The 25,116-nt window shown below is 60.7% G+C and carries 20 protein-coding genes, 1 tRNA gene and 1 pseudogene; 10 read left to right on the forward strand and 12 right to left on the reverse strand.

Features of this window, described 5'->3' with window-relative positions; translation table 11 throughout:
• Positions 1 to 11 precede the first annotated feature (11 nt).
• A complete protein-coding gene (gltB, locus tag HUS57_RS08305) occupies positions 12 to 4,736 on the reverse strand; it encodes a glutamate synthase large subunit (protein ID WP_173932651.1) in 4,725 nt (1,574 codons plus the stop codon).
• Between the two features lie 462 nt (positions 4,737 to 5,198).
• Here gltB and HUS57_RS08310 point away from each other — a divergent pair, with 462 nt between their 5' ends.
• A complete protein-coding gene (locus tag HUS57_RS08310; protein WP_173933232.1) occupies positions 5,199 to 6,251 on the forward strand; it encodes a low specificity L-threonine aldolase in 1,053 nt (350 codons plus the stop codon).
• A 98-nt stretch (positions 6,252 to 6,349) separates the two neighbouring features.
• On the opposite strand, the gene HUS57_RS08315 is transcribed toward HUS57_RS08310, so the two are convergent.
• Positions 6,350 to 6,823 carry an Hsp20 family protein gene (locus HUS57_RS08315; protein ID WP_173932653.1) on the reverse strand — a complete coding sequence of 158 codons (474 nt, stop codon included), beginning with the start codon at positions 6,821 to 6,823 and terminating at the stop codon, positions 6,350 to 6,352.
• A gap of 404 nt (positions 6,824 to 7,227) precedes the next feature.
• Here HUS57_RS08315 and HUS57_RS08320 point away from each other — a divergent pair, with 404 nt between their 5' ends.
• Positions 7,228 to 8,199 carry an alpha/beta hydrolase gene (locus tag HUS57_RS08320; protein ID WP_173932655.1) on the forward strand — a complete coding sequence of 324 codons (972 nt, stop codon included), beginning with the start codon at positions 7,228 to 7,230 and terminating at the stop codon, positions 8,197 to 8,199.
• A 5-nt stretch (positions 8,200 to 8,204) separates the two neighbouring features.
• Here the strand turns inward: HUS57_RS08320 and hisN are convergent, their stop codons facing one another.
• Positions 8,205 to 8,984 (reverse strand): histidinol-phosphatase, encoded by a 780-nt coding sequence (gene hisN / locus HUS57_RS08325; protein WP_173932657.1) that lies wholly within the window; start codon positions 8,982 to 8,984, stop codon positions 8,205 to 8,207.
• Between the two features lie 188 nt (positions 8,985 to 9,172).
• Positions 9,173 to 10,063 carry an N-formylglutamate amidohydrolase gene (locus tag HUS57_RS08330; RefSeq protein WP_173932659.1) on the reverse strand — a complete coding sequence of 297 codons (891 nt, stop codon included), beginning with the start codon at positions 10,061 to 10,063 and terminating at the stop codon, positions 9,173 to 9,175.
• A gap of 178 nt (positions 10,064 to 10,241) precedes the next feature.
• Between HUS57_RS08330 and HUS57_RS08335 the strand changes: the two genes are divergently transcribed.
• On the forward strand, positions 10,242 to 10,604 hold the full coding sequence (locus HUS57_RS08335; protein ID WP_173932661.1) for a response regulator: 363 nt from the start codon (positions 10,242 to 10,244) through the stop codon (positions 10,602 to 10,604).
• Positions 10,605 to 10,678: 74 nt separating this feature from the next.
• Positions 10,679 to 10,753: transfer RNA gene (locus tag HUS57_RS08340), tRNA-Val, on the forward strand.
• A gap of 277 nt (positions 10,754 to 11,030) precedes the next feature.
• Here HUS57_RS08340 and HUS57_RS08345 read toward each other — a convergent pair.
• From HUS57_RS08345 to HUS57_RS08375, 7 genes are all read right to left on the reverse strand, one after another.
• A complete protein-coding gene (locus HUS57_RS08345) occupies positions 11,031 to 12,245 on the reverse strand; it encodes an MFS transporter (protein ID WP_173932663.1) in 1,215 nt (404 codons plus the stop codon).
• A gap of 124 nt (positions 12,246 to 12,369) precedes the next feature.
• A complete protein-coding gene (locus HUS57_RS08350) occupies positions 12,370 to 13,881 on the reverse strand; it encodes a tripartite tricarboxylate transporter permease (RefSeq protein ID WP_173932665.1) in 1,512 nt (503 codons plus the stop codon).
• Positions 13,881 to 14,537, reverse strand: a complete 657-nt coding sequence (locus HUS57_RS08355) for a tripartite tricarboxylate transporter TctB family protein (protein WP_173932667.1) — start codon at positions 14,535 to 14,537, stop codon at positions 13,881 to 13,883. The genes HUS57_RS08350 and HUS57_RS08355 overlap by 1 nt, the downstream gene beginning before the upstream one ends.
• Before the next feature lie 13 nt (positions 14,538 to 14,550).
• Entirely contained in the window at positions 14,551 to 15,714 is a 1,164-nt protein-coding gene (locus HUS57_RS08360; RefSeq protein ID WP_173932669.1) for a sialidase family protein, read from the reverse strand.
• A gap of 61 nt (positions 15,715 to 15,775) precedes the next feature.
• On the reverse strand, positions 15,776 to 16,756 hold the full coding sequence (locus tag HUS57_RS08365) for a tripartite tricarboxylate transporter substrate binding protein (RefSeq protein WP_173932671.1): 981 nt from the start codon (positions 16,754 to 16,756) through the stop codon (positions 15,776 to 15,778).
• Positions 16,757 to 17,100: 344 nt separating this feature from the next.
• Positions 17,101 to 18,039, reverse strand: coding sequence for a helix-turn-helix domain-containing protein (locus tag HUS57_RS08370; RefSeq protein WP_173932673.1), 939 nt, complete (start codon positions 18,037 to 18,039; stop codon positions 17,101 to 17,103).
• A 236-nt stretch (positions 18,040 to 18,275) separates the two neighbouring features.
• A complete protein-coding gene (locus tag HUS57_RS08375) occupies positions 18,276 to 19,049 on the reverse strand; it encodes an aldolase/citrate lyase family protein (protein ID WP_173932675.1) in 774 nt (257 codons plus the stop codon).
• 156 nt (positions 19,050 to 19,205) lie between these two features.
• Between HUS57_RS08375 and HUS57_RS08380 the strand changes: the two genes are divergently transcribed.
• From HUS57_RS08380 to HUS57_RS08405, 6 genes are all read left to right on the forward strand, one after another.
• Entirely contained in the window at positions 19,206 to 20,144 is a 939-nt protein-coding gene (locus HUS57_RS08380) for a 3-keto-5-aminohexanoate cleavage protein (protein ID WP_173932677.1), read from the forward strand.
• Between the two features lie 24 nt (positions 20,145 to 20,168).
• Complete coding sequence (locus HUS57_RS08385) at positions 20,169 to 20,939, forward strand: glucose 1-dehydrogenase (RefSeq protein WP_210256072.1); 771 nt, start codon at positions 20,169 to 20,171, stop codon at positions 20,937 to 20,939.
• A gap of 198 nt (positions 20,940 to 21,137) precedes the next feature.
• Positions 21,138 to 22,169, forward strand: a complete 1,032-nt coding sequence (locus tag HUS57_RS08390) for a TRAP transporter substrate-binding protein (protein WP_173932679.1) — start codon at positions 21,138 to 21,140, stop codon at positions 22,167 to 22,169.
• A gap of 12 nt (positions 22,170 to 22,181) precedes the next feature.
• Positions 22,182 to 22,778 (forward strand): TRAP transporter small permease subunit, encoded by a 597-nt coding sequence (locus HUS57_RS08395; protein ID WP_173932680.1) that lies wholly within the window; start codon positions 22,182 to 22,184, stop codon positions 22,776 to 22,778.
• Positions 22,779 to 22,823: 45 nt separating this feature from the next.
• Positions 22,824 to 24,107 carry a TRAP transporter large permease gene (locus HUS57_RS08400; RefSeq protein ID WP_173932682.1) on the forward strand — a complete coding sequence of 428 codons (1,284 nt, stop codon included), beginning with the start codon at positions 22,824 to 22,826 and terminating at the stop codon, positions 24,105 to 24,107.
• A gap of 2 nt (positions 24,108 to 24,109) precedes the next feature.
• Positions 24,110 to 24,913, forward strand: coding sequence for a TIM barrel protein (locus HUS57_RS08405; protein WP_173932684.1), 804 nt, complete (start codon positions 24,110 to 24,112; stop codon positions 24,911 to 24,913).
• A 90-nt stretch (positions 24,914 to 25,003) separates the two neighbouring features.
• On the opposite strand, the pseudogene HUS57_RS17935 reads toward HUS57_RS08405, so the two are convergent.
• Positions 25,004 to 25,111, reverse strand: a pseudogene (locus HUS57_RS17935) (4-hydroxythreonine-4-phosphate dehydrogenase PdxA); the annotation flags it as partial.
• Positions 25,112 to 25,116 lie beyond the last annotated feature (5 nt).

Below are 25,116 nucleotides of genomic sequence, written 5' to 3' on the forward strand. Positions count from 1 at the left end.
ATGCCCCCGGCTTACTCGGCAGCGATTCCCATGCGCATGCGCTCCATCTCCTCCAGTGCGCGGCGATATTCGACCGGCATCACCTTGCGAAACTTCGGTCGGTAGTCCGCCCAGTTGTCGAGGATCAGGCGTGCGCGGTCTGAGCCCGTATAGCGATAGTGATTTGAGATCAGATGGGCGAGCCGCTCCTCGTCGTGGCGCGTCATGTCGCCGGAGACGTCCACCCGGCCCATATGGGCCAGATCGCCGCCGTGATGATGCAGCTTCTCCAGGATGTCATCCTCATCCGGCACCGGCTCCAGCTCGACCATAGCCATGTTGCAGCGCTCGGCGAAATCGCCTTCCTCATCGAGCACATAGGCGACGCCGCCCGACATGCCGGCGGCGAAATTGCGGCCTGTCTTGCCGAGCACGACGACAAGACCTCCGGTCATGTACTCGCAGCCGTGATCGCCCACGCCTTCGACCACCGCCACCGCGCCAGAATTGCGCACTGCGAAACGCTCGCCCGCCACGCCGCGGAAGTAGCACTCACCCTCGATGGCGCCGTAGAGGACGGTATTGCCTACGATGATCGAGCGTTCCGGCACGATTTTCGCTTTGTCCGAGGGCCTGATGACGATACGTCCGCCGGACAGACCCTTGCCGACATAGTCATTCGCGTCCCCGGTAAGTTCGAACGAAATGCCGCGCGCAAGGAAGGCGCCGAAGGACTGGCCAGCGGTGCCTTGGAAACGGACTGAGATCGTGTCGTCCTTCAGGCCCTTGTGGCCATAGCGCCTCGCCACCTCGCCAGACAGCATCGCGCCAGCCGTGCGATCGGTGTTGCCTATCCTGAACTCGAGCGTGACCGGCTTCTTGCCCTCCAGCGCCGGCATGGAAGCCGCGATGAGCTTGCGGTCGAGAACATCTTCGATCGGGTGCTTCTGCCGCTCGGTCCAGCGGATTGCCTCGCGCGGAGCTTCCGGCTTGAAGAAGATACGGGAGAAATCGAGGCCCTTCGCCTTCCAGTGCTCGACCATCTGACGCTTTTCCAGCAGGTCGGACTGGCCCGTGATCTCGTCGAGCTTTCGGAAGCCCATCCGGGCAAGGATCTGCCGCACCTCTTCCGCGACGTGGAAGAAATAGTTGATGACGTGTTCCGGGGCTCCCTTGAAGCGCTTTCTCAAAACAGGGTCCTGCGTTGCCACGCCAACGGGACAAGTGTTGAGGTGGCACTTGCGCATCATCACGCATCCCGCCGCGATCAGCGGCGCAGTGGAGAAGCCGAACTCGTCCGCCCCGAGCAGCGCACCGACAATGACGTCCCGGCCCGTCCTCAGGCCGCCATCCACCTGTAGCGCCACGCGGCTTCGCAGGCCGTTCAGCACCAGCGTCTGGTGCGTCTCGGCAAGGCCCATCTCCCAGGGGCTGCCCGCATGCTTGATGGAGGTGAGCGGCGAAGCGCCCGTGCCGCCGTCATAGCCGGCAATCGTGATGTGGTCCGCCCGCGCCTTGGCCACGCCCGCGGCCACCGTACCCACGCCGACCTCGGAAACGAGCTTGACCGAAACGTCTCCCGCGGGATTGACGTTCTTCAGGTCGAAGATGAGCTGCGCCAGATCCTCGATGGAATAGATGTCGTGATGAGGCGGCGGCGAGATGAGGCCCACGCCCGGGGTCGAGTGGCGCACCTTCGCGATGGTGGCATCGACCTTATGGCCGGGAAGCTGGCCGCCCTCGCCGGGCTTGGCCCCCTGCGCCACCTTGATCTGCATCATGTCGGCGTTCACCAGATATTCGGTGGTCACGCCGAAGCGGCCACTCGCCACTTGCTTGATGGCCGAACGCTCGGGATTGGGCTTGCCGTCCGGCAGGGGCAGGAAGCGGTCGGCCTCCTCGCCACCCTCGCCGGTGTTCGACTTCCCGCCGATGGCGTTCATGGCGCGCGCGAGCGTCGTGTGCGCCTCCCGCGAGATCGAGCCGAACGACATTGCGCCCGTGGAGAAGCGCCTCACGATCTCCTCGGCCGGTTCGACCTCCTCGACAGGGACGGGGGAGCGGCCGGTGTCTGCGGCTTCCCTTATACGGAACAGGCCGCGGATGGTCTTTGCGCGGGCAGTCTCGCCATTGATGAGCTTGGAGAATTCCTCGTAGTCTCGCCAGGAGTTCTTGCGCGCGGCATGCTGAAGCGTTGCGACAGCATCGGGCGTCCACACATGGTCCTCGCCGCGCATGCGGTAGTTATACTCGCCGCCCACATCGAGGAAATTGCGCAGTAGAGGGTCGTCGCCGAAGGCTGCGCTATGGCGGGCAACGGTTTCGGCCGCGATCTCTTCCAGCCCGACGCCTTCGATCGTGGTAGCGGTGCCGGTGAAGTAGCGCTCCACGAAGCTCGACTTCAAACCGACGGCATCGAAGATCTGCGCGCCGCAATAGGACTGGTAGGTGGAAATACCCATCTTGGACATCACTTTGAGGATGCCCTTGCCGATGGACTTGATGTAGCGCTTGACGACCTCGTGTGCATCCACCTCGGGCGGGAACTCCCCGCGCGCGTGCATGTCGATCAGCGTGTCGAAGGCCAGATAGGGGTTGATCGCCTCTGCGCCATATCCCGAGAGGCAGCAGAAGTGATGCACCTCGCGCGGCTCTCCCGATTCCACCACCAGGCCCACGGCCGTCCTCAAGCCCTTTCGGATCAGGTGATGATGCACCGCCGCCGTGGCGAGCAGCATCGGAATGGCAATGCGGTTCGGCCCGATTTGCCGGTCAGACAGAATGATGATGTTGTATCCACCGGCGACCGCCGCCTCCGCCCGCTCGCAAAGCCGGTCCAGCGCGCCAGCCATGCCCGCCGCCCCTTCAAGGGCGGAATAGGTGACATCGAGCGTCTTGGTGTCGAAGCGGTCCTCGGTGTGGCCGATGGAGCGGATCTTTTCGAGATCCCCGTTGGTCAGGATCGGCTGCCGCACCTCCAGCCGCTTGCGGCGCGAGCTGCCGACGAGATCGAAGATGTTGGGTCGCGGGCCGATGAAGGAGACGAGGCTCATCACCAGCTCTTCGCGGATCGGATCGATCGGCGGATTGGTGACCTGCGCGAAGTTCTGCTTGAAATAGGTGTAGATGAGCTTGGGCTTGTCGGACATGGCCGAGATCGGCGTATCCGTGCCCATCGAGCCGATACCCTCCTGGCCGGTCGTGGCCATGGGCGGCATCAGCATGCGCACGTCCTCCTGCGAATAACCGAAGGCCTGCTGGCGGTCGAGCATGGAGACATCCTGGCGCAGCGCACGCGGAGCCACGGGCTTCAGCTCCTCCAGGATAAGCTGGGTGTTGTCCAGCCAGTCGCGGAAGGGATGCCGGACAGCAAGCTTGGCCTTCAACTCGTCGTCGGAAACGATGCGCCCGTCGGCAAGATCGATGAGCAGCATTCGGCCGGGCTGTAGGCGCCATTTCTCCACGATGCGTTCCTCCGGCACGGCGAGGGCGCCGGCCTCGGACGCCATGACGACCCTGTCGTCATCGGTCACGATAAAGCGCGCCGGCCTGAGGCCATTGCGGTCGAGGGTGGCGCCAATCTGTCTTCCATCGGTGAAAGCCACGGCCGCCGGTCCATCCCACGGCTCCATGAGGGCAGCGTGATACTCGTAGAAAGCCTGCCGCTCGGGGCTCATCAGCTTGTTGCCGGCCCAGGCCTCAGGAATGAGCATCATCATGGCGTGCGCCAGGCTGTATCCGCCCTGGAACAGGAACTCCAGCGCATTGTCGAAGCAGGCCGTGTCCGACTGACCCTCATAAGAGATCGGCCACAGCTTTGAGATGTCGTTGCCGAACAATTCGGAGTCCACGGAGGCCTGGCGCGCGGCCATCCAGTTCACATTGCCGCGCAGCGTGTTGATCTCGCCATTGTGGGCGACCATGCGATAGGGGTGCGCGAGCCTCCAGGAGGGGAAGGTGTTCGTCGAAAAACGCTGGTGAACCAGAGCGATGGCCGACTCGAAGCGCGGGTCCGAGAGGTCGCGGTAATAGGCGCGAAGCTGGGAGGCGAGGAACATGCCCTTGTAAACGATGGTGCGCGCCGAGAGCGACACCGTGTAAAAGCCATTGTCGCGGCCATTCGTCTCCTCATAGATACGGTTCGAGATCACTTTGCGCACGATATAAAGACGGCGCTCGAAATCCTCGTCATCGGCGATGTTCACGCCACGACCGATGAAGACCTGCCGGTGGACGGGTTCGCACGCGACGATCTCCGGTGCTGCCGAAAGGGAGGAATTGTCGACCGGCACGTCGCGGAAGCCGAGAAGCACCTGCCCCTCGGACCGGCATACATCGGCGATCACCTCCTCGATGTGCCTCCGCAGCGCCGCATCCTGCGGCATGAAGAAATGACCCGCGCCGTAGCAGCCGGGGGCGGGCAGGTCGATGCCCTGGCGTGTCATCTCCTCGCGGAAGAAGCGGTCGGGGATCTGCACGAGGATGCCGGCGCCGTCGCCCACCAGAGGGTCGGCGCCCACGGCGCCGCGATGGGTGAGATTTTCCAGCATCGCAAGCCCGTCCTGGACGATGGTGTGCGACGTTCGGCCCTTCATATGCGCGATAAACCCAACGCCGCATGCGTCATGCTCATGGCGAGGATCGTAGAGGCCTTGCGCGCGAGGCAAGACGGGGAAGCTCCTGTGCTGGGCGGCTTTCACGCCCGCCTGCTCAGCGGACAGAGGTCCAGTCGATACGGACGGCATCGATTCCGTCATCGCTTTTCTCCACCTGGGGCGCCAATGCCGGCGGTTGACTCAGGACGGCTCACCTTTGGCCGCGCAACCCGCTTGTTCAGCGTCATAATTTTGTATGTCGGAGAAGTGACGTGTCGACTTACGCGGACGCCCCTTCATAGTGGGCGGCTGTCCGGCTTCATCGCCTTCAACACCGCCTGCCGCGCCTCCTGAACTGCCAGCGCGCCGGCACAAAGAGCCTTTCGGAGGGCGCACATGAGACAGCACTGCTGTCCTATTCCTCCAAATGCCAGAAAATTTAGCGTCGCACAAGACGGAAGAACAAAAAAAATCCGATGCCGGAGCAACAAAATTACTCTAGGAGAGAGTCTTTCGGCTAGCCACTGGCAATTCCATGGGCCACGGAGGTTACATAGAACTTGAAACTGCTCCCGCAACACGCAAGGTTTGCGCGCAGGATTTCAGGAGACTCATCCTATGCCGTTGTATTTTGCTTCCGATAATTGGGCTGGCGCGCACCCAACGGTCAGCAAGGCATTGACGGCTCATGGGGAAGGGTTTGCCACAGCGTATGGAGCGAGCGCTCTTGACCGCAGGGTGGAAGAACGCTTCTGCGAAATTTTTGAACGCAAAGTGGCTGTCTACTTCGTGGCGACTGGCACCGCCGCAAACGCTCTTTCCATGGCCCTGCTCAATAGGCCGGGAGGCGTCTTCTTTGCGCAAGCTGGGGCCCACATGATCGCAGATGAAGGCGGGGCACCTGAATTCATGACAGGCGGCGGGAGACTGCATGGCGTGCCAGGCCCGCAAGGCCGCATGACGCCCGAGGCGCTCGATGCCGCCATCCGGCTTTTTTCGCCAGAGTTCGTTCATTCCGGGCAGCCCGCGGCAGTCTCCATCACGCAGTCGACCGAGATCGGGACGGTCTATTCACTGGAGGAGATCGATGCCATTGCCGCGATCTGTGCGGCTCACGGCCTGCCGCTTCACATGGATGGAGCGCGTTTTGCCAATGCCTTGGTAGCACTGGGCACAACGCCCGCCGAAATGACGTGGAAACGTGGGGTCGACATCCTCTCTTTCGGCGGAACGAAAAATGGCTGCTGGTGCGCCGAAGCAATCGTGGTGATGGATCCGGCACGCGCCAGGGATATGCCGTTCATCCGCAAGCGGGCGGCCCAACTGTTCTCCAAATCCCGTTTCATTGCGGCGCAGTTCGAAGCCTATTTCAGCGACGGCCTGTGGCTCGAGAACGCCCGTCACGCGAATGCAATGGCGGCTCGGCTTGCCCGGCATATACGCAATTTGCCAGCCACACGCCTTGCATGGGAGCCGCATGCGAACGAGGTTTTCGCGGTGATGGATGGCAGGTCAGCCGAGACCCTACGGGCCCAGGAGGTGTTTTTCCATCCCTGGGACTTGCCGCGCGACGCGGATATCAGGCTGGAGGAAGACGAGGCGCTTTATCGCTTCGTCACATCCTTCGCGACAAAGCCGGAAGAAGTGGATGCTTTTGCAGAGCTGCTGGCGACCTAGACAGATCAACAGCGCAGGCCATCGCACCCTGAACGTAAGCCAACACATACAAAAATGGCGGCGCCAGTGGCACCGCCATCATCAAGAAGCGCGGCTGTTCAGGCGGCCTGCTTCGTAGCCTCAAGCTGCTTTGCTTCACCCGTACCGACGCGCGTGATCGGAATCCGGCGCGGCTTCAACTCCTCGGGGATGTTGCGGGTGAGTTCAATATGCAGCAGGCCATCCCGGAGTACGGCGCCACTCACCTCCACATGGTCGGCAAGCTGGAAACGCCGCTCGAAGGTGCGGGAGGCGATGCCGCGATAGAGGACCTCACGTTCGTCCTCATTCTTATCTTCGCGCTTCTCACCCCTGATCGTCAGCACGTTGCGATGCGCCTCCACCGAAATTTCGTCTTCGGTAAAGCCGGCGACGGCCATGGTAATGCGATAGGCGTACTCGCCGGTGCGCTCGATATTGTAGGGCGGATAGGTCTGACCGCCGTCGAGCTGATTAAGGGAATCAAGCATTGTGAAGAGACGATCGAATCCTACGGTCGATCGGTATAGGGGCGAAAAATCGACATGACGCATGGTCTGTCCTCCTTTTGAGCAACAAGTTGCGTTTGACCACGCCGGAACCCATTCAAGGCATTTCCATACGGGCCAGCGGCCCCATAAAAGGCGGCCGCATCCCATATTTGGGAGCTTCCTGAAACCCATTCAAGTCCCAGAAAACACACACGCCGCAATGGGCGCCACAATCATGAATGCAAGCTGAACGCTTCTTTCGCCTGCCGTTCAGGAAGGACATCCTAGCATCAGTTCTTGCTATCGGACCGGATGTAACCGTCCCTTCCATCGGTCCGGCAAGGCCGGAGGCGCTCCTTGGGGGGACCGCCTCCGGCACTGTTTCGGGGCATGTCTAGAAAATCCTTTTGATTTTGGTGGGACGCATCTCTATCAGCGGGAAAGGCGATGCGGTGAGGCGATCCTGAATGCCCAATTTGCTCCGCGAAATTCCGGAAAATCCCATCCCCGAAGGCGCTGTGTCGGGCATGATGTCCGCCTTTGATGGCCGCCAGATCCGATATGCGTGCTTCCCTTCCGCCGGCAGTGCGGGAACCGTTGTCATTCTTCCCGGCCGCAACGAGTGCATCGAAAAATACTTTGAGACCGTCGAAGATCTTGCGTCGCGCGGTTTCTCCGCGGTTTCATTCGATTGGCGCGGTCAGGGGGGCTCTGAGCGCCTGCTCAAGGATCCAAGGCGCGGCCATATAGAAAGCTTCGACGATTACGTGGCCGACCTCGACCAGTTTTTCCGAGAGATCGTGCTGCCCGACTGCCGCCCGCCCTACTCCATCCTCGCGCATTCGACCGGAGCGCTGATTGCCCTATTGGCTTCCAGCGACCTTGCCAATCGTGTTCGCCGGATGGTGCTGCTTGCGCCCCTTCTCGACGTCGCTGCGCCTGTGCAAAGCAGACTTTTGGCCCGGTTTTCAGCGTTCCTCAATGCCTTCGGCCTCGGCCGCATCTATATTGCCGGCGCCAGCCGGCGCGGACAGGAAATTCCTTTCCAGCCAAGCGCGCTGACAAGTGACCAGCGACGCCATGACCGTAACCAGGCGCTTCTTAAAGCTTTTCCCGAACTTTTCATCGGTGGACCCACCGCCTCCTGGGTGAACGCGGCATTTGATGCCGTACAGCGCGTGCGTCACCCGGATTTCGCCGCCGGTATTCGCATTCCGGTGCTAATGCTGACGGCGGGGGCGGATCGGGTCGTCTCGACTACCGCCGCGGAGGAGTACGGCCGAAGCCTGCGGCTCGGCAAGGTCCTGTCCATTGACGGAGCCCGCCACGAATTGCTGCAGGAGGCCGATATCTATCGCGAACAGGTGCTGGCAGCATTCGCCGTCTTTGCAGGTTCGGCATCCTCAACGACCGTCTCCGGCATTACGGACTTGGTCTGAACGGCTTATTCCCTCAGGAACGTGAGTGCCGCAGCGTGCAGTTCAGGGGTTGCCGCCGCAACGATATCGCCTCCCTCCTCGGGGCGCCCGCCTTCCCAGGTCGTAATCACGCCGCCAGCCTTCTCGATTATGGGTATGAGAGCGACAATGTCATATGGCTGCAAGGCGCTTTCCACGACAAGATCCACATGACCTGCGGCAAGCATGGCATAGGCGTAACAGTCCGTACCGTAGCGCGGAAGGCGCACGGCCTCCTCCACTTTCTCGTAAAGGCCCCGCTTTCGCGTAGCGAAGAGGTAGGGCGAGGTAGTGCAGAGCGTAGCGTCCGCAAGAGAGGTGACAGTGCTAACGCGAAGCCGGCTTTCCCCTCCCGGTCCCTCATAGAAAGCACCGCTCGAATTGGCGTAGTAGAACTCGCCAGTAAAGGGCTGAGACATCATGCCGGAGACCGCCCTTCCCTCTACGATGAGACCGACCAGCGTGCCCCAGAGCGGCAGACCAGAGATGAAGGCGCGCGTGCCGTCGATCGGGTCGATCACCCACACATGGCTGTTATCTGGCTGTTCGGAGCCAAACTCCTCCCCCAGGATGCCGTGCTTGGGAAATTCGGCCCGTATAATGCTGCGGATCGCCAGTTCGGCTTCACGGTCGGCCTCGGTAACCGGGTCAAAACTGTCTGCAAGCTTGGTGGCGACATTACTCTTGCGGCGAAATCGCGGGAGGGTCTGCGCAGCCGCAGCCGCCGCAAGCCGGCGCATAAACTCGGGACCGGGATCTAGAGGCATGCCACTTCCTTGCAGAGCATTCTGGTTCCTTGTTGGTTAGACGGATGAAGGATTGACAATCCTGCACCGCAAAATAAGCTTGATTCGGATAGTGATTCTGTCCGATGCCCGCATTGGGCGTTTCCTCCCTAGACTTGTGGCCGTGTCGTGTAAACGATGCGGTCTCTTTTTAACGAAACGGCGAAAAGTTACTCAGCCGCTTGCCGCATCGGATGGAAATGGCGCGCGGGGATCAAGGTCAGCGCCGCGATGAAATCCCGTAGGTCGGCCGCAAGGCTGTCGAAGTGGCGCGTCCGGGCAAGCGTGCGCTCGTTCATGTAAAGACCTCGGTTGATCTCGATTTGCAGTGCGTGAACGCACTCGGCGGGCCTTCCGTAATGCTCGGTAATGAAGCCGCCCGCATAAGGTTTGTTATAAGCCACGGTATAGCCCTTCGCCGCAAGAATGCCGACGGCGTATTCCGTCAACGCAGCGACGGCAGAAGACCCGAACCGATCGCCGATGATGAAGTCCGGCGTAGGCGCCCCGTCACCGGCGCGAACATTCGCGGGCATCGAATGGCAGTCAATCAGGATGGCATAGCCGAAGCGCTCACGCGTCTTGCGGATGAGGCTGGCTAGGGTTTTATGATAAGGCTTATAGATGTGCTCGATCCGTGTCAGCGCCTCGTGCAATGGCAGCCGGTCCGGATAGATGTTAAATCCCTCGCCTACCAGCTTCGGGATGGTTCCCAGCCCTCCGGCAACACGCGGGGAGCGGATATTGGCGAAGGGCGGCACCGGCTCCCGGAACATGCGTGGATCGAGTTCCCAAGGCTCGCGGTTTACATCCAGATAGGCGCGCGGGAAATTGGCCGAAAGTAAAGGCGCGCCCAGAGCAGCTGCAGGAGAAAACAGCTCTTCCACATAGCAATCTTCCGAACGCCGGATGGTCGCGGAATCCAGCCTGCTCATGGCGAGGAAGCGAGGCGGATAATGGCGCCCGCTATGGGGGGAGTTGAACACGAATGGAATTCGCTGTTCCCCTGATTTCAGGATCTGGAAGGGCGGAATTTCGGAGAAATCCGTTTCTGCACCCATCGATGGCCTCTTCGCTGACATGTCTCACCCTGCCATTGGGAATGGGGCATGTCCAGATGGGCGCCACCCGCCTTGTGCGGTCTTTGCGTTCACTTGATATTTACCATGCCCCGACCATATGGCAGATTGATTTGCGCCGGATCCCGGCGCGCGGATCGGGTTTCATTCGGTAGGCGTGATGGCACGAATTCTTCTTGCGGAAGATGATGACGATATGCGTCGGTTCCTCGTCAAGGCGCTGGAACGGGCCGGCTATGAGGTTGTGGATTTCGATAATGGCGCAGGCGCCTACGAACGGCTCCGGGAAGAGCCATTCTCTCTACTTCTAACAGATATCGTGATGCCGGAGATGGATGGGATCGAGCTTGCCCGGCGGGCAACGGAAATCGATCCTGACCTAAAGGTGATGTTCATCACAGGCTTTGCTGCCGTGGCGCTGAACCCGGATTCACAGGCACCAAGGGATGCAAAGGTGCTGTCGAAACCTTTCCACTTGCGCGATCTTGTGGATCAAGTGGAAAAACTCCTGCAGGCCGCCTGAACTTGTCCAGGCATACGCGCATGCAGGCTATTGACGCACCGGCCATTTATATGGTCTATGCGCGCGTGTCGGATGGGCGTGTAGCTCAGCGGGAGAGCACTACGTTGACATCGTAGGGGTCCCTGGTTCGATCCCAGGCACGCCCACCATCCTAACCGCTTGAGATATAATTTGGATGCCAAGTTGACCCTGACATAGGCTTAATGAACAGTCGTCAATTTGCGAGTCATTTTGGTAGCACCTTAGCCGTAGAGGTTTTCCAGCCCGCCTTAGAGAAGCCGCGACGACGCCGCTCCTCAGCCTCTGTCCCCGCCTGCTGATGCTTCCGGGCTGAAAAGTTCGTCTGCGCCAGTTAAGCTCAGGCAGCGGCCCCTAATGCGCCTGCCCCACGAAAGACGCAAGGCGCAGCAATTTCCGCTCGGAGGCCTATTGCGGGCGGCGCACGAGGCCGAAGCACAGGATCGACGCCGCCATTATGCCTGCGAGCGTCACAAGGGCGGCGAAATCGGAACCGCGCTCTATAACAATGGCGAGGGCAAGCGGACCTATGGCTTGCGAGCCCAAGCTGCCGAAGCCAAGAATACCTGCTGCTTTGGGGTAGCCGTCATGGCCGAATAGCGCCAGTGGCAGCACGCCTCGCGCGATGGTCATGACGCCATTGGCAAAACCCATCATCAGGACGAACAGTACGGCCGTTGGTGTGGAAAACCCGACCGCCACAACAGTGGCGAAAGCGCAGAAGAAGGTAACCACTGCCGCGCGCGTTATCAGCAGCGGGTGCGAGCGCTGCCCGAACATGAACTCGAATAAGCGTACCGCCAGTTGCATCGGCCCGAGCAGCATGGAAATGGCAACTGCGGTGCCCTCCCCTACCCCACTGCGGGCCATCATCGGGATGATATGCGCCAGGGTCGCAGAAATCGCGAAGGCATAGCTGGCAAAGCCCATGAACAGAAGCCACAGCGGCAGCCCGCGAGGAGGCCATCGTGACGCAACCACTTGCGAAATCTTCTGTGCGGATGCGGCAGGCGTCCCCGCCTCGCGCGGCAGCACATAGGCCAGGAGCGGCGCAATGAGGAAAGCAAACACGCCAGCATAAAGCAGAAGCGGGGTACGCCAGCTTCCAACCTGAAGGAGAAGATAGGTGGAAGCCCAACTCACAGAGCCGGCCAGGCCGGCCATCATCGAGATGAGGACCATGGGCCTGCGTACGTTATCGCGGAAAATCCGGGCCAGCGCGACATAGCTGGAATCGGAAAGCACCAGGGACATGCCAGCCCCAAGCCATATCCAAGCCCCGATATAGGCGACCTTGCTTGCGGCTAATGTCAGCGCCACGAGGGCGCCCGCTGTTAGCAGGGCGCCGATGGCGATGGCAACCTGTCCGCCGGCGCGATCAACCCACCGCGTCGAAAGGGGCGAACATAGCCCGGCGACAATCAGCCCGATGGTGATGCCGCTGATGGTGAATGTCAGCGACCATTCCCGCTCCGCGGCGATTAACGGTGCAAGCAGAGCCGGCGCATAATAGGTCGCGCCCCATCCCGCTATCTGGACCAGCCCGAGGATGGGAACAGCCCGTCCGCGCCCCTGGACGGCGTTGCGAAGGAGAGAAATCTGCTGCGCATCTTCAGTCGTCACGTCTTTTCATCCGCTCTGGCCCGGGGTCGGTGTTGGAAGGAAGGACTGACCACATCCAGCGCGCCCTCTCGGGCCAGTCATGGGGAAAATCGAGCATCCTTTCCGCTCTGACGCTCTTTTGTGATCAATCGTCGGCTGCAGGAATTTCCTCCCTGCGATGCGCTACCGCCGGAAGAACCGCAGTTATTACGATGATCATGGAAAGCGCCAGCAGGACCAGCGTGAGTGGATCGCTCAGGAAAGGAACGAAGTCACCCCGCGCCAGCACAAGGCCGCGCCTCAGATTGTTCTCAAGCAAGGACCCCAGGACAAGGCCCAAAAGGAGGGGTGCGGCCTCCAGCTTCAGTTTCGAAAGCAGGTAGCCGGCAAGTCCGAAGATGCCCACCTGGATGACATCCGCCGGCTGTAGCCCAACCGAGAAGATGCCGGTGCAGCACACGAAAACGATCGCAGGAAACAGCAGCCGATAAGGCACGCGCAGCAACTTCACCCATATGCCGATCAGCGGCAGATTGATGATGACCAGCATAGCATTGCCAAGCCACATGGACGTGACCACCCCCCAGAACATTTCCGGATGCATATCCATCATCTGCGGGCCCGGCAGCACGCCATGCAGCATCATCGCCCCCGCCATCAGCGCCATGGTCGCGGTGGCCGGTAACCCCAAGGTCAGCAGCGGCACGAAGGCGGTCTGCGCTCCTGAATTGTTGGCAGATTCCGGCCCTGCAACGCCCTCGATCGCGCCTTTTCCGAAACGCGAAGGATCCTTGGCAAGGCGCTTCTCAAGCGCATAGGAAGCAAAGGAAGCGAGTATGACGCCGTTGCCTGGCAGGATACCTAGAATCGAACCGAGCAATGAACCGCGCCCTATCGCCCCTGCCGATTGGCGAAAATCGTCTCGGTCCGGCAACAGCCTGCCTACCACCGGCGTAATCGTCGGTCGGGCCTCCCGCAATTCGAGATTCCGCAAGATCTCGGCAATGCCGAACAGACCCATCGCGACGATGCCCAGCTCGACGCGGTCGTAGAGCGTCTGCAGGCCGAATGTCAGGCGCGGCTCGGCGGTAAGCGGGTCCGCGCCAACCAGCGCCATCGTCACACCGATGATGAGCATGCAGGAAGCCTTGATGAGCGATCCTCCCGCCAGCACCACCGCCAGCGTCAGGCCAAGCACCATCAGCGCGAAATAGTTGGAGGCAGTGAAGCTGAGCGCGATGCCGGCCAGTGGCGTTGCCAGAGCTGCAACCACCAGCACGCCAAATGTGCCGGCGATAAACGAGCCAATGGCGGCAATGCCGAGCGCCTTGCCCGCGCGGCCCTCCTTCGCCATCGCATGACCGTCAAGCGTGGTGACTACGGAAGAAGCTTCCCCGGGCATGTTGACCAGGATGGCCGTTGTCGAGCCGCCATATTGCGCACCGTAGTAGATGCCGGCCAGCATAATCAGCGCGCCGACCGGATCGACATTGTAGGTGATCGGCAAGAGGATGGCGATCGTGGCCAGCGGGCCGATGCCCGGCAAAACACCGATAAGCGTTCCCACAAGACAGCCCAGCAGACATAGCAGGAGATTTTGGAGGGAAAAGGAGACGGAGAAACCGAGGGCGAGATGATCCAGCAATTGCCCGGTCATTATCTGGCCTCCGGCCCGCTGACGGGTTTGCTACCGAGCCCCTTCCGGAAGTATCGAGCGAGCATTGCTGCTATCGTCATGAAGCCGAGTGCTGTCAGCCGCGCCGGCCACTCAATCCCCCATTGCGGGGGTAAGTTGCGCTCGACGAAATCTGGCAGCACCGGGAGCCGCACATCCAACACATCCACGAAGAGCAAAGCGCCCAGCCCGCTCAGGCCGAAGGCCAGAACAATGAGTTCACGCGGCCGGGCTTCCACGCTGCCAAGACCGGAAATGAAAATCACGAGGCATCCCGCCGCCAGCAGACCGAATTGCGGGACGATGATCGGTCCGACCCCATAACCCCTGATCGTCAGCGCGAACAGCAGTATGCCCAGCCCGACAAGGAGGGGCCCCCGCATCGCCAGCACGAGCGGCTCGGCCTGGGTATCTGGCTGCGTCAGTCCGCGAAAAAGAAGGGCTAATCCGCCAACCAGCAATGCCGCCGCACAGAGCCTCGGCATGAAGCCCGGACCGAAATAGCGTAACTCGCCAACAGGCAGATGTGACGAGCCGTACCAGATCAGCGCCGCAAGCGCACTGACGAGCACGCCCGCCACCACATCGATGCGCAGGAATAGCGGTATCGTCCCGCGCCAGGCGTCTTTGCCAACCACTGACGTCCCCCTTTCAATCCGGTGAAAAAAAAGTTCGCGCGATATGCCGAACCCCGCCGCCAGCCTGGACCGGGTCATTCGCAGTATTCATGTAGTAGACGCAGAGAAGGCGGCCCTGTTCGAGTTCGATCACGCGGGGGTAGCCGAGATCCCAGCTTCCGCCGTCATCCCGCAGAATGATCTCGCTGCCCCAGCTCTCCCCGCTATCCTCACTGACACGGGCACGTATCCCCCATGGCCTCACTCGATAGCCATAGACGCAGACCACCCTGCCGTCGCGCATGTGCACGAGATCTCCGGGTGCTCCCCAATCATTTACCCGCGAAAGAAAGCTCCAGGTCAGGCCTCCGTCCCGCGAGCGATAGACGTCCGTCCAGATCACTTCCCGCGCGTCGCGCTGGAATCGCACCGAGGCCAGTATCGTCCCGTCGTGAAGTTCAATCAGACGGGGATAGAACTGGCGGATCGCACCGAAAATGAATGGGCCGGCGCGGTCACTGATCGCCGATCCCTCGTCTCCCTTCGGCGTAATGAAAGACAGGAAGCGCCACTCGACTCCATCACGGCTGGCGTAGACCAGAGGTCTGTTTACCCAGCCACCTTCGGTGGTCGTCGCCAGGCCGATGAGATTCATGCCGTCGGAACGTACCATTGAGGAGCCGCTGCCCGACAGGCTTGGCAAGCCGCCGTTAGGCAACAGGATATGGCGCCGCCAGGTCCGCCCACCGTCGGTTGATGCACGCAGCCAGGCCTGGCTGTCGGGCTTGAGAAATGCGGGGACGGCGCCAGTCATGATGAGCGTATCCGGGCTCGTCAGATCGAGCGGTCCTTCCGCCTCGTAACACCGGGGGCCGTGCGCAAGAATCTCGTCGGCGGTCATGTCGAGCCGGTGCACATGGGAAAGCCCCTCCTGCGGCCATGTATGCCCCCCATCATGCGATCGGATCAGGTATAAATCTCCGCGGCGGAAGGTGAGCTTCTCGTGGGAGACCTCGTCTTCATCCGCGTAGGCATTGGGAATGCGTTTGAAGCTGGCAACGATATCCCCATTTGCGACCCGCCACAGACCGCAATAGAACGGCCAACCGCAGAACTCGCCCTCGTTCCTGTATATGATGGCGTGGTCACAATTGCGTGCCTTGCGGGGTGGCAGTTGGCGGTAGCTTTTCACTGTCATGCCTCTTGGGAAACATGCCGGCCGCATTTCACGGGACGGGTCCGTTGTCCGGAAGAGCGCTTCAGTCCACGGAATTGACCTCTTCGATGGTCCGCGCCCAGATTTCGCTCTGCGTGACAACGAACTCCTTCCACTCTTTTGGGCTCCACGTGTAAACATCGGCGCCGAGTTCAGCGAGGCGAGCCCTGACTTCCGGATTGTCGAACACCTTGTTCGTCTCTTCGTTAAGGCGTGCCACGATATCGTCCGGCGTATCGGCGGGCGCAAACAGGCCAACCCAGGAATTGATATCGACATCATGGACGCCGGCATCCGCGAAGGAAGGCAGCCCGGGCAGCAGTTCCGTTCTGTTGGGTCCAGTAACCGCCAGCGCCTTGACGTTGCCGGAATCGATGAATGGCCGTGCGGAAGTATAGTCCAGCGTCGCGACGGACGTCCGCCCGGCAACGAGGTCGTTCAACGCCGCAACCGCACCGTCATAGGGCACTGGCTGAATGTCGACGCCTGTCCTCAGGGTGAATATCTTGCGAGCGATCTCACCAGTGGATGTCCATCCGCCCCAGGTCAGCTCTCCCGGGTTCTCCTTTCCGTAAGCGATCAGCTCCTCGACACTGTCGATGCCAAGCTGCGCGGACGCGACCATGATCCACGGCGTATAGGCGAAAAGCGCAACTGGCTTCAGTTCGGTAAGCGGAGAATAGCCGATTTCATCTCCGAGCACATGCGGGTTGATGGCTATCGTGGAGGCAGTTCCGGCGACTACGGTATACCCGTCGGGTTCGGCCCCGATTGCCGCCTTGGTGCCAATTGCCCCTGCTGCGCCAGGCATGTTTTCGATGAGGAAACGCTGACCCGTGGCCTTGCCCATTCCCTCGCCCCAGATGCGTGCGAAAATGTCTGTTCCACCGCCCGCGGCGAACGGCACGATCGCCCGCACGGGCTTGGTGGGATACTCCTGCGCCGCGACCGGCACTGCAAGTGTGCACAGCATTCCGGCAACCGCGCCAGCGCCCATTACCTGCTTCAACAGTCTCGAAATCATCGCTCATTCCCTCCCGGATTTTACGGGGTTTGTGCCTGGTTCGTCGCTTCAGCCAGTTGCACTGATTGCAGGCAGGGGTCGCGCCGGTCAGCGGGATCCTTCAGCCGGTCGGCAAGATGCAACGGGCGGACTTTCGTCGTTCGCTATGCCCAGACGAGGCAACTGCCCCGTGAAGGCAAGCTAGAGCAATTTCGGACCGGCCTCATTGCCAACATGGCTTAATTTCGAAGGCCGAAACTGCTGTTGCAGGCGGGTTCCGCACCTTCCCATTCAGGGCATGGCAACCGCCGTCCCCCTTCCCTTGAAGGGTCCGCCAGGCCAATACTCGTACGGTCCTCCGGTGGTCAGAAGCCGGGTTCCATGTGCGCTTGCGCCTCGGCAGGCGCGCCAGTGCCACAGGAACTGAAGAAGGCAAGCGCCGCCTCGATATTGGCTATTGTCTCCTGCACGGGCTGGATCACGCGGCGATAGAGCTCGTGCGCCGGCACGGCCGTGCGGAAAACACTGACGGAGACAAGGGCACGAACCTGCCCTTCCTCGCGAAGGGGCAGCCCGATCGTGATCGTCCGGAACGGTGGTGTCCGCGGGTTGCGGATTGCAAAGCCATCCATGCGGGCACGATCCAGTATCGTACGGAAGCTCGTCTTCTCCTGATCGGTGAAGGACTGGCCCATCTCGTTGACCGCCGCCTCGATTCGCATCTCCCGCTCCTCCTTGCTGCAGAAGGCGAGATAGGCGCGGCCCATTGCCGAATTGTGATAATCCGGGCGAAGCCCGAGCACCGTGTTGGTATGCGCCCAGGGGCTGATCGTCCCCGTCCAGAACTGGATCGCGATCGCATCTCCGTCGGGGACGCCGAGGCCGATCGGCCAGTTGATCCGCCGCGTCAGGTCTATGGCGAAGGGCCGCGCGGTTTCGATCACACGGCTGACACCATCATAGCCGGAGGCAAGCTCCTGCACGTTGCGCGTCACACGGTAGCCGCCGCACATGTTGTCACGCGCCACGTAACCCTGAGCCATCAGCGTCTCGAGCATCCGGACCACCGTCGACTTTGGTATGTCTGTAATCTCGTGGATCTCGTTTACCTTGGCAATCCGCAGGTCGTTGACTGCACGCAGCACATCCAGGACGCGGCAGGCGGCCTCCACCGGGGGATACGACGGGCGGGAAAGATCGGTCAGTCCGCGCCGGGAGTTGGTGCGGCAACGAGGCACTGCGGAGGCTGCTGATGGTCTCACCGGACGGTCGTCGGCGACCGCCGCCACTGTGGCAGGTTCCATATCTTGTCCTCCTCCATTCCCGCTCTTGCCGCGCCGTCTTATTGTCTTTGATACGGTGCCACTGGGCGGGTCCTTCCACGCAGGGGTAGCTGCCGCGCAGTATTGCAGCGGGTAAAGCTACACAACCAACACCCTCCGCTATCACTCATCATAGAAATACTGCGCTTGAACGGGAAGGGTTTGCTGTCAATTTCGCTGTACGAAACTGAAATGCGGCCCCCGCGTGGGCGATACCGTCACAAACCGCTGAACTGTCTCAGTGCTGCGCTTGCAGCCTGGCGCATGAAGCCATGATCGCTCTGGATCATGAAGGCGGAGGCGCCAAGTCCCGCCATATGCTCGGCATCGCCACGGTCGGGGCAGAGCATGATGATGGGCATGACCGCCGCGCGCGCCGCGGCCATGATCGGTTCTACCACGCACATGGTCTCGGGCGAGGTCATCGACGGCGCATCCAGCGCCGCCGACAGGTCGCCACGGCCGATGAAGATCGCGTCAAGCCCCTCCACTTCCAGGATGTCCCCGATGGAATCCAACGCCTCTACATCCTCAATCATGGCGATGCAGACAGTTTCGCGGTCCTGCCTGCTCTTGTGTTCGGCAAAACTTGACGAGCCGAAGCCGCCGGCCCTTGTCGTGTTCGCAAAACCCCTCGTCCCGGTATATCGGCATGCGCGCGCGATACGTCGCGCCGTTTCCGCAGAGGAGACGTGCGGCACCATTACGCCGGTCGCTCCGCAATCCAGCACGGTCTGAATCATGGCCGGGTCGGCGCTGGCCACGCGCACAATGCCAGCTACATTGGCTGCCCGTGCGGCAAGGATCATCATGTCGAGTGCACTGGCGTCCAGCGGCGCGTGTTCCTGGTCAAACACCACGAAATCATAGCCGATCTGTCCGAGAATTTCCGTCGCGTGTGTCGTCGGTGTCTTGATGAATGTCCCGAACATCGTGGTGCGTGCGGCAAGCCGCTCGCGGAAGGTACGAAAGGAAGGCCGCGCGTCGTTCATGGTCAGATCCCCTGCATTGACTGACCCGATTCTTGCGTTGGCATCGGTCTGACGCGAGCGGTGCGGACGGCATTTTCGACAGGAGAAATTGGCGTGGTTTCAGCCTGCTCCGAGGCCAGCACAGGGATAAGAATGCGTGACCGTTGGAGAGGTGTCATGGCCGCTGAGAACAGCAAGATTATCATTACCTGTGCCGTCACTGGCGGTGTTCATACGCCGACCATGTCAGAGGCGTTGCCGGTAACGCCGGACGAGATCGCAGAGCAGTCGATAGCGGCGGCCGAAGCTGGCGCATCCATACTGCATCTTCATGCTCGCGATCCGGAGACAGGTCGGCCGACACCGGACCCGGCGGTTTTCATGCGCTTCCTGCCACGCATCAAGCAGGCTACCGACGCGGTAGTGAACATCACGACTGGCGGCGGCATGAAGATGACTTTGGAAGAGCGGCTCGCCGCGCCGCTCGTTGCGCGGCCGGAAATGTGCTCCCTCAATATGGGTTCCATAAACTTTGGCATATTCGGCATGGCCGATAAATACGAAGGATGGAAGTACGACTGGGAAGAGCCTTATCTGCGCCAGACCACAGACTACATCTTCCGCAACACGTTTCGAGACATCGAGCGGGTCATCCGCATCCTGGGTGATGAGCATGGCACCCGCTTTGAACACGAGTGCTACGATGTCGGCCACCTCTACAACCTTGCCCATTTTGTGGATCGCGGCCTCGTCAAGCCGCCCTTCTTCGTGCAGATGATCTTTGGCATTCTCGGCGGCATCGGTCCCGATCTGCGTAACCTGCTGTTCATGAAGGAAACGGCGGATCATCTGTTCGGCAGCGACTATCGCTGGTCCGTGCTGGCCGCAGGGCGGCATCAGATGCCCTTCGGTGTAGAAGCGGCCATGCTTGGCGGGAATGTGCGCGTGGGGCTGGAAGACAGCCTCTACATCGCCAAGGGGCGGCTGGCGAAAAGCAATGCCGAGCAAGTGGCCAAGATCCGGCAGCTCGTCGAGGAACTGGGCCACGAGGTCGCCACGCCCGCAGAGGCGCGCGCCATGCTTCAGCTCAAGGGCGGCGACCTGGTCGGCTTCTAAGTAGCATCTGCAATATTGGGAGCCCTGTCGATGCGCATGTTCGATCTTTCGGGGAAAGTGGCAGTTGTTACCGGGGGCAATGGAGGTATCGGCCTTGGAATGGCGGTCGGAATGGCACAGGCCGGTGCGGCTGTCGTCGTCGCCTCGCGTGATCCCGTCAGGAACTCCGCTGCAGTGGAAATGCTTCAGGCCGAAGGTGCCCCCGCAATGGCGGTTCCAACCGACATCCGTGACCCCGAGGCTTGCAAACGGCTGATCGAAAAGGTGGTAGACGAGTTCGGGCGCGTCGACATTCTGGTCAACAATTCGGGCATCAACTACCGCAAGCAGCCGCAAGACTTCACGCTGGACGAGTTCCGTGACGTGATGGATACGAATCTGACGGCCGCTTTTGTCTTGAGCCAGGCCGTTTACCCGCATTTCCTGCGACAGGGTGGCGGAAAGATCATCAATGTCGGCTCTATCGCTTCTTTCATGGCAAGCCCTGTTGGCGTTGCCTACGCGCCTTCCAAGGGCGGTATCGTGCAGCTGTCCCGAGCGCTCGCCGTCGCTTGGGCCAAGGACAACATACAGGTAAACGCAATCCTTCCCGGCTGGGTAGACACCCCGTTGTCGGTAAGGTCTCGCGCCGAAATTGTCGGCCTAGAGGAAGCGGTAATCGGCAGGACGCCGGCGGGGCGATGGGGGTCGCCGGAGGACTTTGCCGGAGCAGCGGTCTACTTCGCAAGCGCCGCTTCCGGCTTTGTAAACGGCGCTGCGCTGGTGGTCGATGGCGCCTATTCAGCGAAGGCTTGATGAAGTGCCACCTGCCTTTCCGGCAGCTCGTTTTCACCCATCGAAATTCAAGAAAAAGCGATTGGAGGGCGGGCCCTGCTTTCGACAATCCTCGTGCCTCTGAAGGCAGGCGCAACCGGCGAATAAGGGGAGCATCAACATGGGTGCATCGAGCAGAAAGTGCGGATTATCCGCATGTAAAAGAGGGAGGAAAGAACATTGTCCGGAGTAGTTTCACGAGCGCTGGCGCTGGGTCTTGCAGCAGCCGCATTTTTCTCCACGCCACCTCAGGAGGCCGAAGCTGCAGCGCGTACGCTCAGCCTCGGCGTCAACAACAACGAAAGCGACTTCATTGCGGACGCTTTCAAGTTCTTCGCCAATCGGATTGGGGAGCTCTCCGATGACGAGCTGGAAGTTCAGATCTTCTGGAGTTCCCAGCTTGGTGGAGCCCGCGAGATGGTCCAGGGCGTTGCTGCCGGCTCGATCGACATGCAGATGGATGTGATCGAGCTTCTGGTAACCATGGAACCGCGCATTGGCGTGCTCAGCCTTCCGCTGGTCTTCCGCAACCAGACCCATTTTGCCACATTTCTCGGCAGCGACGTGTTCGGCGAAATGCTCGATGGTCTTGAAGCAAAGGGCATCCTATTCCCCAACCGGGAGGGGCTGAAGGACCTTGAAATCGCGCGCAACTGGATCAGGCCTTATGATCGCGGTCTGGTCAGCACGAAGCCGATCTTCACCCCTGCCGATCTGTCGGGCTTCAAGCTGCGTATGTATGAATCGGAAATTCCGATCAAGTCATGGGAGGCGTTGGGAGCGAATGTGCAGGTCGTGCCCTGGCCGGACGTTTACACCTCGCTTGCAACGGGGCTGATCGATGGTCTGACCGGTACCGTGACCGACAATTACGAGATGAAGCATTTCGAGGCGGCGCGCTACTGGACCAATGTCCACGAATACTTTCAGATGATGCATCCCTGGGTTTCCCGGATGACATGGGAAAGCCTGACGGACAACCAGCGCACGGCGATCGATCAGGCTACGCGAGAGGCAAGCTACGAGTTCGCGCGCCTGATGGCTGAGGCCAACGCCGAAGCCGTGGCTGCCGCGCAGGAAGCCTATGGCGTGTCACTAATTGAGCCACCGATGAAGCCGTGGGTTGACAAGATGGAACCCGCTCACACGGATTTCGAAGCGCGCGGTCTTGTGCCGGCGGGGCTTCTTGAGCGGATCAAGGCAATCCAGTAGCAGGCCAAAATCATGATCGTTGACACGATGTCTGCCGGGCATGCATTGCCGAAGGGGTTGGCGATATTCCGCCAGCTCCTAGCAGGCATCGGTAAGGCCGAACTCGTCCTGGCAGTCGCCTCGCTCATCACTGTTGTCGTGCTTTCGGCCGCGCAGGCTTTCCTGCGATATTTTGGCGGCGGCTCGCTCTGGTGGGCCCAGGAAGTGGCCGAAACCACGATCCTGATAAGCTACTTCCTGGGGATCAGCTATGTATTCAAGACACGCCAGGAAATCTACATCGAGTTTGCAGCCTTTCTGATGCCGCTGGGTGTGCAGATGCTGATGTTCATCTTCGAGCAGCTGGTCACCCTGGCTTTCACCCTCACGTTGCTGTGGCTCGCCTGGCTGTTCGCTCCCACCATGCTGAACATGCAGACGCCGCTGCTGAAGCTGCCGGGATGGGTGCCTTTCTTCCCGCTCATCCTTTCCACCGCGATGATCGCCCTGACCAGCATCTATTATTGCCTGTTCGGTCTTTGGGCGTTCGCAAGCGTGGACAGGGACGAGTCGATAAGGGAGGTCGAACAGCATGGTCTGGTGCTGCGGCCCTGGGAGGTTCAACTCTGATGGGCAATGATTTTCCAGGGGCCGGTTAACGGAGAGCTCGACGCCATGATCACCCTTAGCATGATGCTGATCTCGGTCGGGCTGTTCCTGATACGCGTCCCTGTATCAATCGCGCTCGGTATTTCCGCGCTGATCGGAATATGGATGCTGGGTGTCCCGCCGGCGATCATACCCGTGCGAATGATCGACGGCGTGGACAGTTTTGCGCTCATTGCGGTGCCGTTTTTCATCCTGGCCGGAAACCTGATGAGCGCGGGTGGCTTGACCGACCGCATCTTCGACTTCGCGCGCGCCTGTGTCGGCTGGATGCGCGGCGGCCTTGCACAGGTGAACATATTTGGCAGCGTGATCTTTGCTGGCATGTCGGGCTCGGCCCTGGCCGATCTTGCGGGGCTTGGTGCGCTTGAGGTGCGAGCCATGCGCCACAGCGGCTATCCGGTGCCGTTCTCGGCAGCGGTAACCCTTGCCTCCTGTCTGGTAGGACCACTGATCCCTCCCAGCGTCATCCTGGTGATCTACGGCCTTGCTACCGGCACGTCGATCGGCAAGCTCTTTCTCGGCGGCCTTATCGCGGGCCTTTGTACCGCCGCCTGCCTAATGATCTATATTTACCTCTATATGCGGCTCGCAAAGCCCGACTGGGGGCAGCCCGAGCCGTTCCGCATCAAAGACGTAATGCAGACGGGTGTTGAAGGGGCACCAGCCCTCCTTGCGCCAATTGTCATTCTGGGCGCCCTTATTCTAGGGATCGCGACCCCCTCGGAGTTGGGAGCCATAGCGATCGTCTATGCCCTGGCCGTCGGCATCTGGTACCGGCATTTTACATGGATCAAGATTCGGGCGGCGTTCGTCGAGACGATCACGATGACGAGCGTGATCATGTATCTCTTCGCGGTAGCCTCCGCGCTCAATTTCGTGGTGGCGCGGGAGCGGATCGCACATCAGGCGGCCGACTTCATGTCGGGCCTAACCGCCTCTCCCTTCATCGGCATCATGCTGGTCAATATTTTCCTGCTGATCGTCGGCAGTTTCCTGGAAGGTCCGGTCGCCATACTGATTATCGCTCCCATCCTGCTGCACATCGTTGCCGAATATGGTATGGGACCGGTACAGTTCGGCATCATGTTGTCGTTCAACCTGCTGATCGGAATGATTACCCCGCCGCTCGGAATCGGCCTGTTCGTTGCCGCCAAGGTGGCCAGTATCTCGTCCGAAGCCGTGTTGAAGGCCAGTTGGCCGTTCTTCCTGCCGCTGCTCGGCGCGCTTATGATCATCTCCTACGTGCCATGGGTGACGGAATGGCTGCCTTCCCTGGTCTTCGGACCGTAACGATGGACTACGCAGGACAATGCCGGTTTTCGGCCAATCTCGGTTTCCTCTGGAAGGATCGTCCGTTTCTGGAGCGGATCGGGCGGGCAGCCGCAACGGGCTTCGAAGCGGTTGAGTTTCATGACGATGCCCAATTCTATGATCTTGAGGCGTTACGCGACGCGCTTGCGCAAGCGGGTCTTCCGGTTCTCGGGATAAACGTGCGGATGGGCCAGACGGCCGGCTGCGCGGCGATCCCTGGCATGGGCAACCAGGCCCGGCGCGATATCGACGCGGCTGTTGAAGTAGCCGAAGCAATCGGGGCAAGCGCCGTGCATGTGCTCGCCGGAAAGGTGAACGGGAGTGGCGACTACTCCCAGTATCTGGATGTCCTGCGTTACGCCCTGACAACGTCGGACCTGACAATCCTCATCGAGCCGATCTCGGGCTATGCCATGCCTGGCTATTTTCTCGATAGCCTCGATCTGGCGATGGAAGCCATTGATGAAATAGGCGAGGAAAGGCTGAAGATCCTGTTCGACTGCTTCCATATCGAAAGTACTCACGGGGATGTCGTCGGGCGTTTCCGTTCTGTCGCACCGTCGGTCGGCCATGTGCAGATCGCTTCCGTTCCGGAACGAAGTGAGCCATGGCCGTCGCGCATCGACTATGCCGAAGTCATACCGGTCTTTATCGACTGTGGCTACGATGGAGCCTTCGGCTGCGAATACACGCCCGCCTCGACCGTGGAAGCAGGTCTTGGCTGGCATGAGGATCTGCGCAAGGGACTCGCTACAGCCGCGACCAACGGCGGCGGCGGGACATGAAATGCCAGGGCCATGCGTACTTGTCATTGCTGATGATCTGACAGGCGCGGTGGACCGCATGCGGATACGGCGCGCTGGAGGCTGTCGCCATCCGACAATGACGAGATAGCGCCTACGCTCGCGGGCAGGCAGGCGGGCCAATGCCTTGGCGATGAACTCCGCGCCCACGCCTGAAGGACCGCCCGGCGTGATGGCAATAGGGC

This window comes from Chelativorans sp. Marseille-P2723 (genome assembly GCF_902809845.1).
Lineage (GTDB): Bacteria > Pseudomonadota > Alphaproteobacteria > Rhizobiales > Rhizobiaceae > Chelativorans.

What these genes read in the sequence shown, in the direction of transcription:
- HUS57_RS08360 (WP_173932669.1), bottom strand. Translation starts at nt 15,714, where the DNA reads ATGACAGTGAAAAGCTACCGCCAACTGCCACCCCGCAAGGCACGCAAT.
- hisN (WP_173932657.1), bottom strand. Translation starts at nt 8,984, where the DNA reads ATGCCTCTAGATCCCGGTCCCGAGTTTATGCGCCGGCTTGCGGCGGCT.
- HUS57_RS08330 (WP_173932659.1), bottom strand. Translation starts at nt 10,063, where the DNA reads ATGGGTGCAGAAACGGATTTCTCCGAAATTCCGCCCTTCCAGATCCTG.
- HUS57_RS08400 (WP_173932682.1), top strand. Translation starts at nt 22,824, where the DNA reads ATGATCACCCTTAGCATGATGCTGATCTCGGTCGGGCTGTTCCTGATA.
- HUS57_RS08395 (WP_173932680.1), top strand. Translation starts at nt 22,182, where the DNA reads ATGATCGTTGACACGATGTCTGCCGGGCATGCATTGCCGAAGGGGTTG.
- HUS57_RS08405 (WP_173932684.1), top strand. Translation starts at nt 24,110, where the DNA reads ATGGACTACGCAGGACAATGCCGGTTTTCGGCCAATCTCGGTTTCCTC.
- HUS57_RS08350 (WP_173932665.1), bottom strand. Translation starts at nt 13,881, where the DNA reads ATGACCGGGCAATTGCTGGATCATCTCGCCCTCGGTTTCTCCGTCTCC.
- HUS57_RS08375 (WP_173932675.1), bottom strand. Translation starts at nt 19,049, where the DNA reads ATGAACGACGCGCGGCCTTCCTTTCGTACCTTCCGCGAGCGGCTTGCC.
- HUS57_RS08320 (WP_173932655.1), top strand. Translation starts at nt 7,228, where the DNA reads ATGCCCAATTTGCTCCGCGAAATTCCGGAAAATCCCATCCCCGAAGGC.
- gltB (WP_173932651.1), bottom strand. Translation starts at nt 4,736, where the DNA reads ATGACGGAATCGATGCCGTCCGTATCGACTGGACCTCTGTCCGCTGAG.
- HUS57_RS08380 (WP_173932677.1), top strand. Translation starts at nt 19,206, where the DNA reads ATGGCCGCTGAGAACAGCAAGATTATCATTACCTGTGCCGTCACTGGC.
- HUS57_RS08370 (WP_173932673.1), bottom strand. Translation starts at nt 18,039, where the DNA reads ATGGAACCTGCCACAGTGGCGGCGGTCGCCGACGACCGTCCGGTGAGA.
- HUS57_RS08335 (WP_173932661.1), top strand. Translation starts at nt 10,242, where the DNA reads ATGGCACGAATTCTTCTTGCGGAAGATGATGACGATATGCGTCGGTTC.
- HUS57_RS08315 (WP_173932653.1), bottom strand. Translation starts at nt 6,823, where the DNA reads ATGCGTCATGTCGATTTTTCGCCCCTATACCGATCGACCGTAGGATTC.
- HUS57_RS08365 (WP_173932671.1), bottom strand. Translation starts at nt 16,756, where the DNA reads ATGATTTCGAGACTGTTGAAGCAGGTAATGGGCGCTGGCGCGGTTGCC.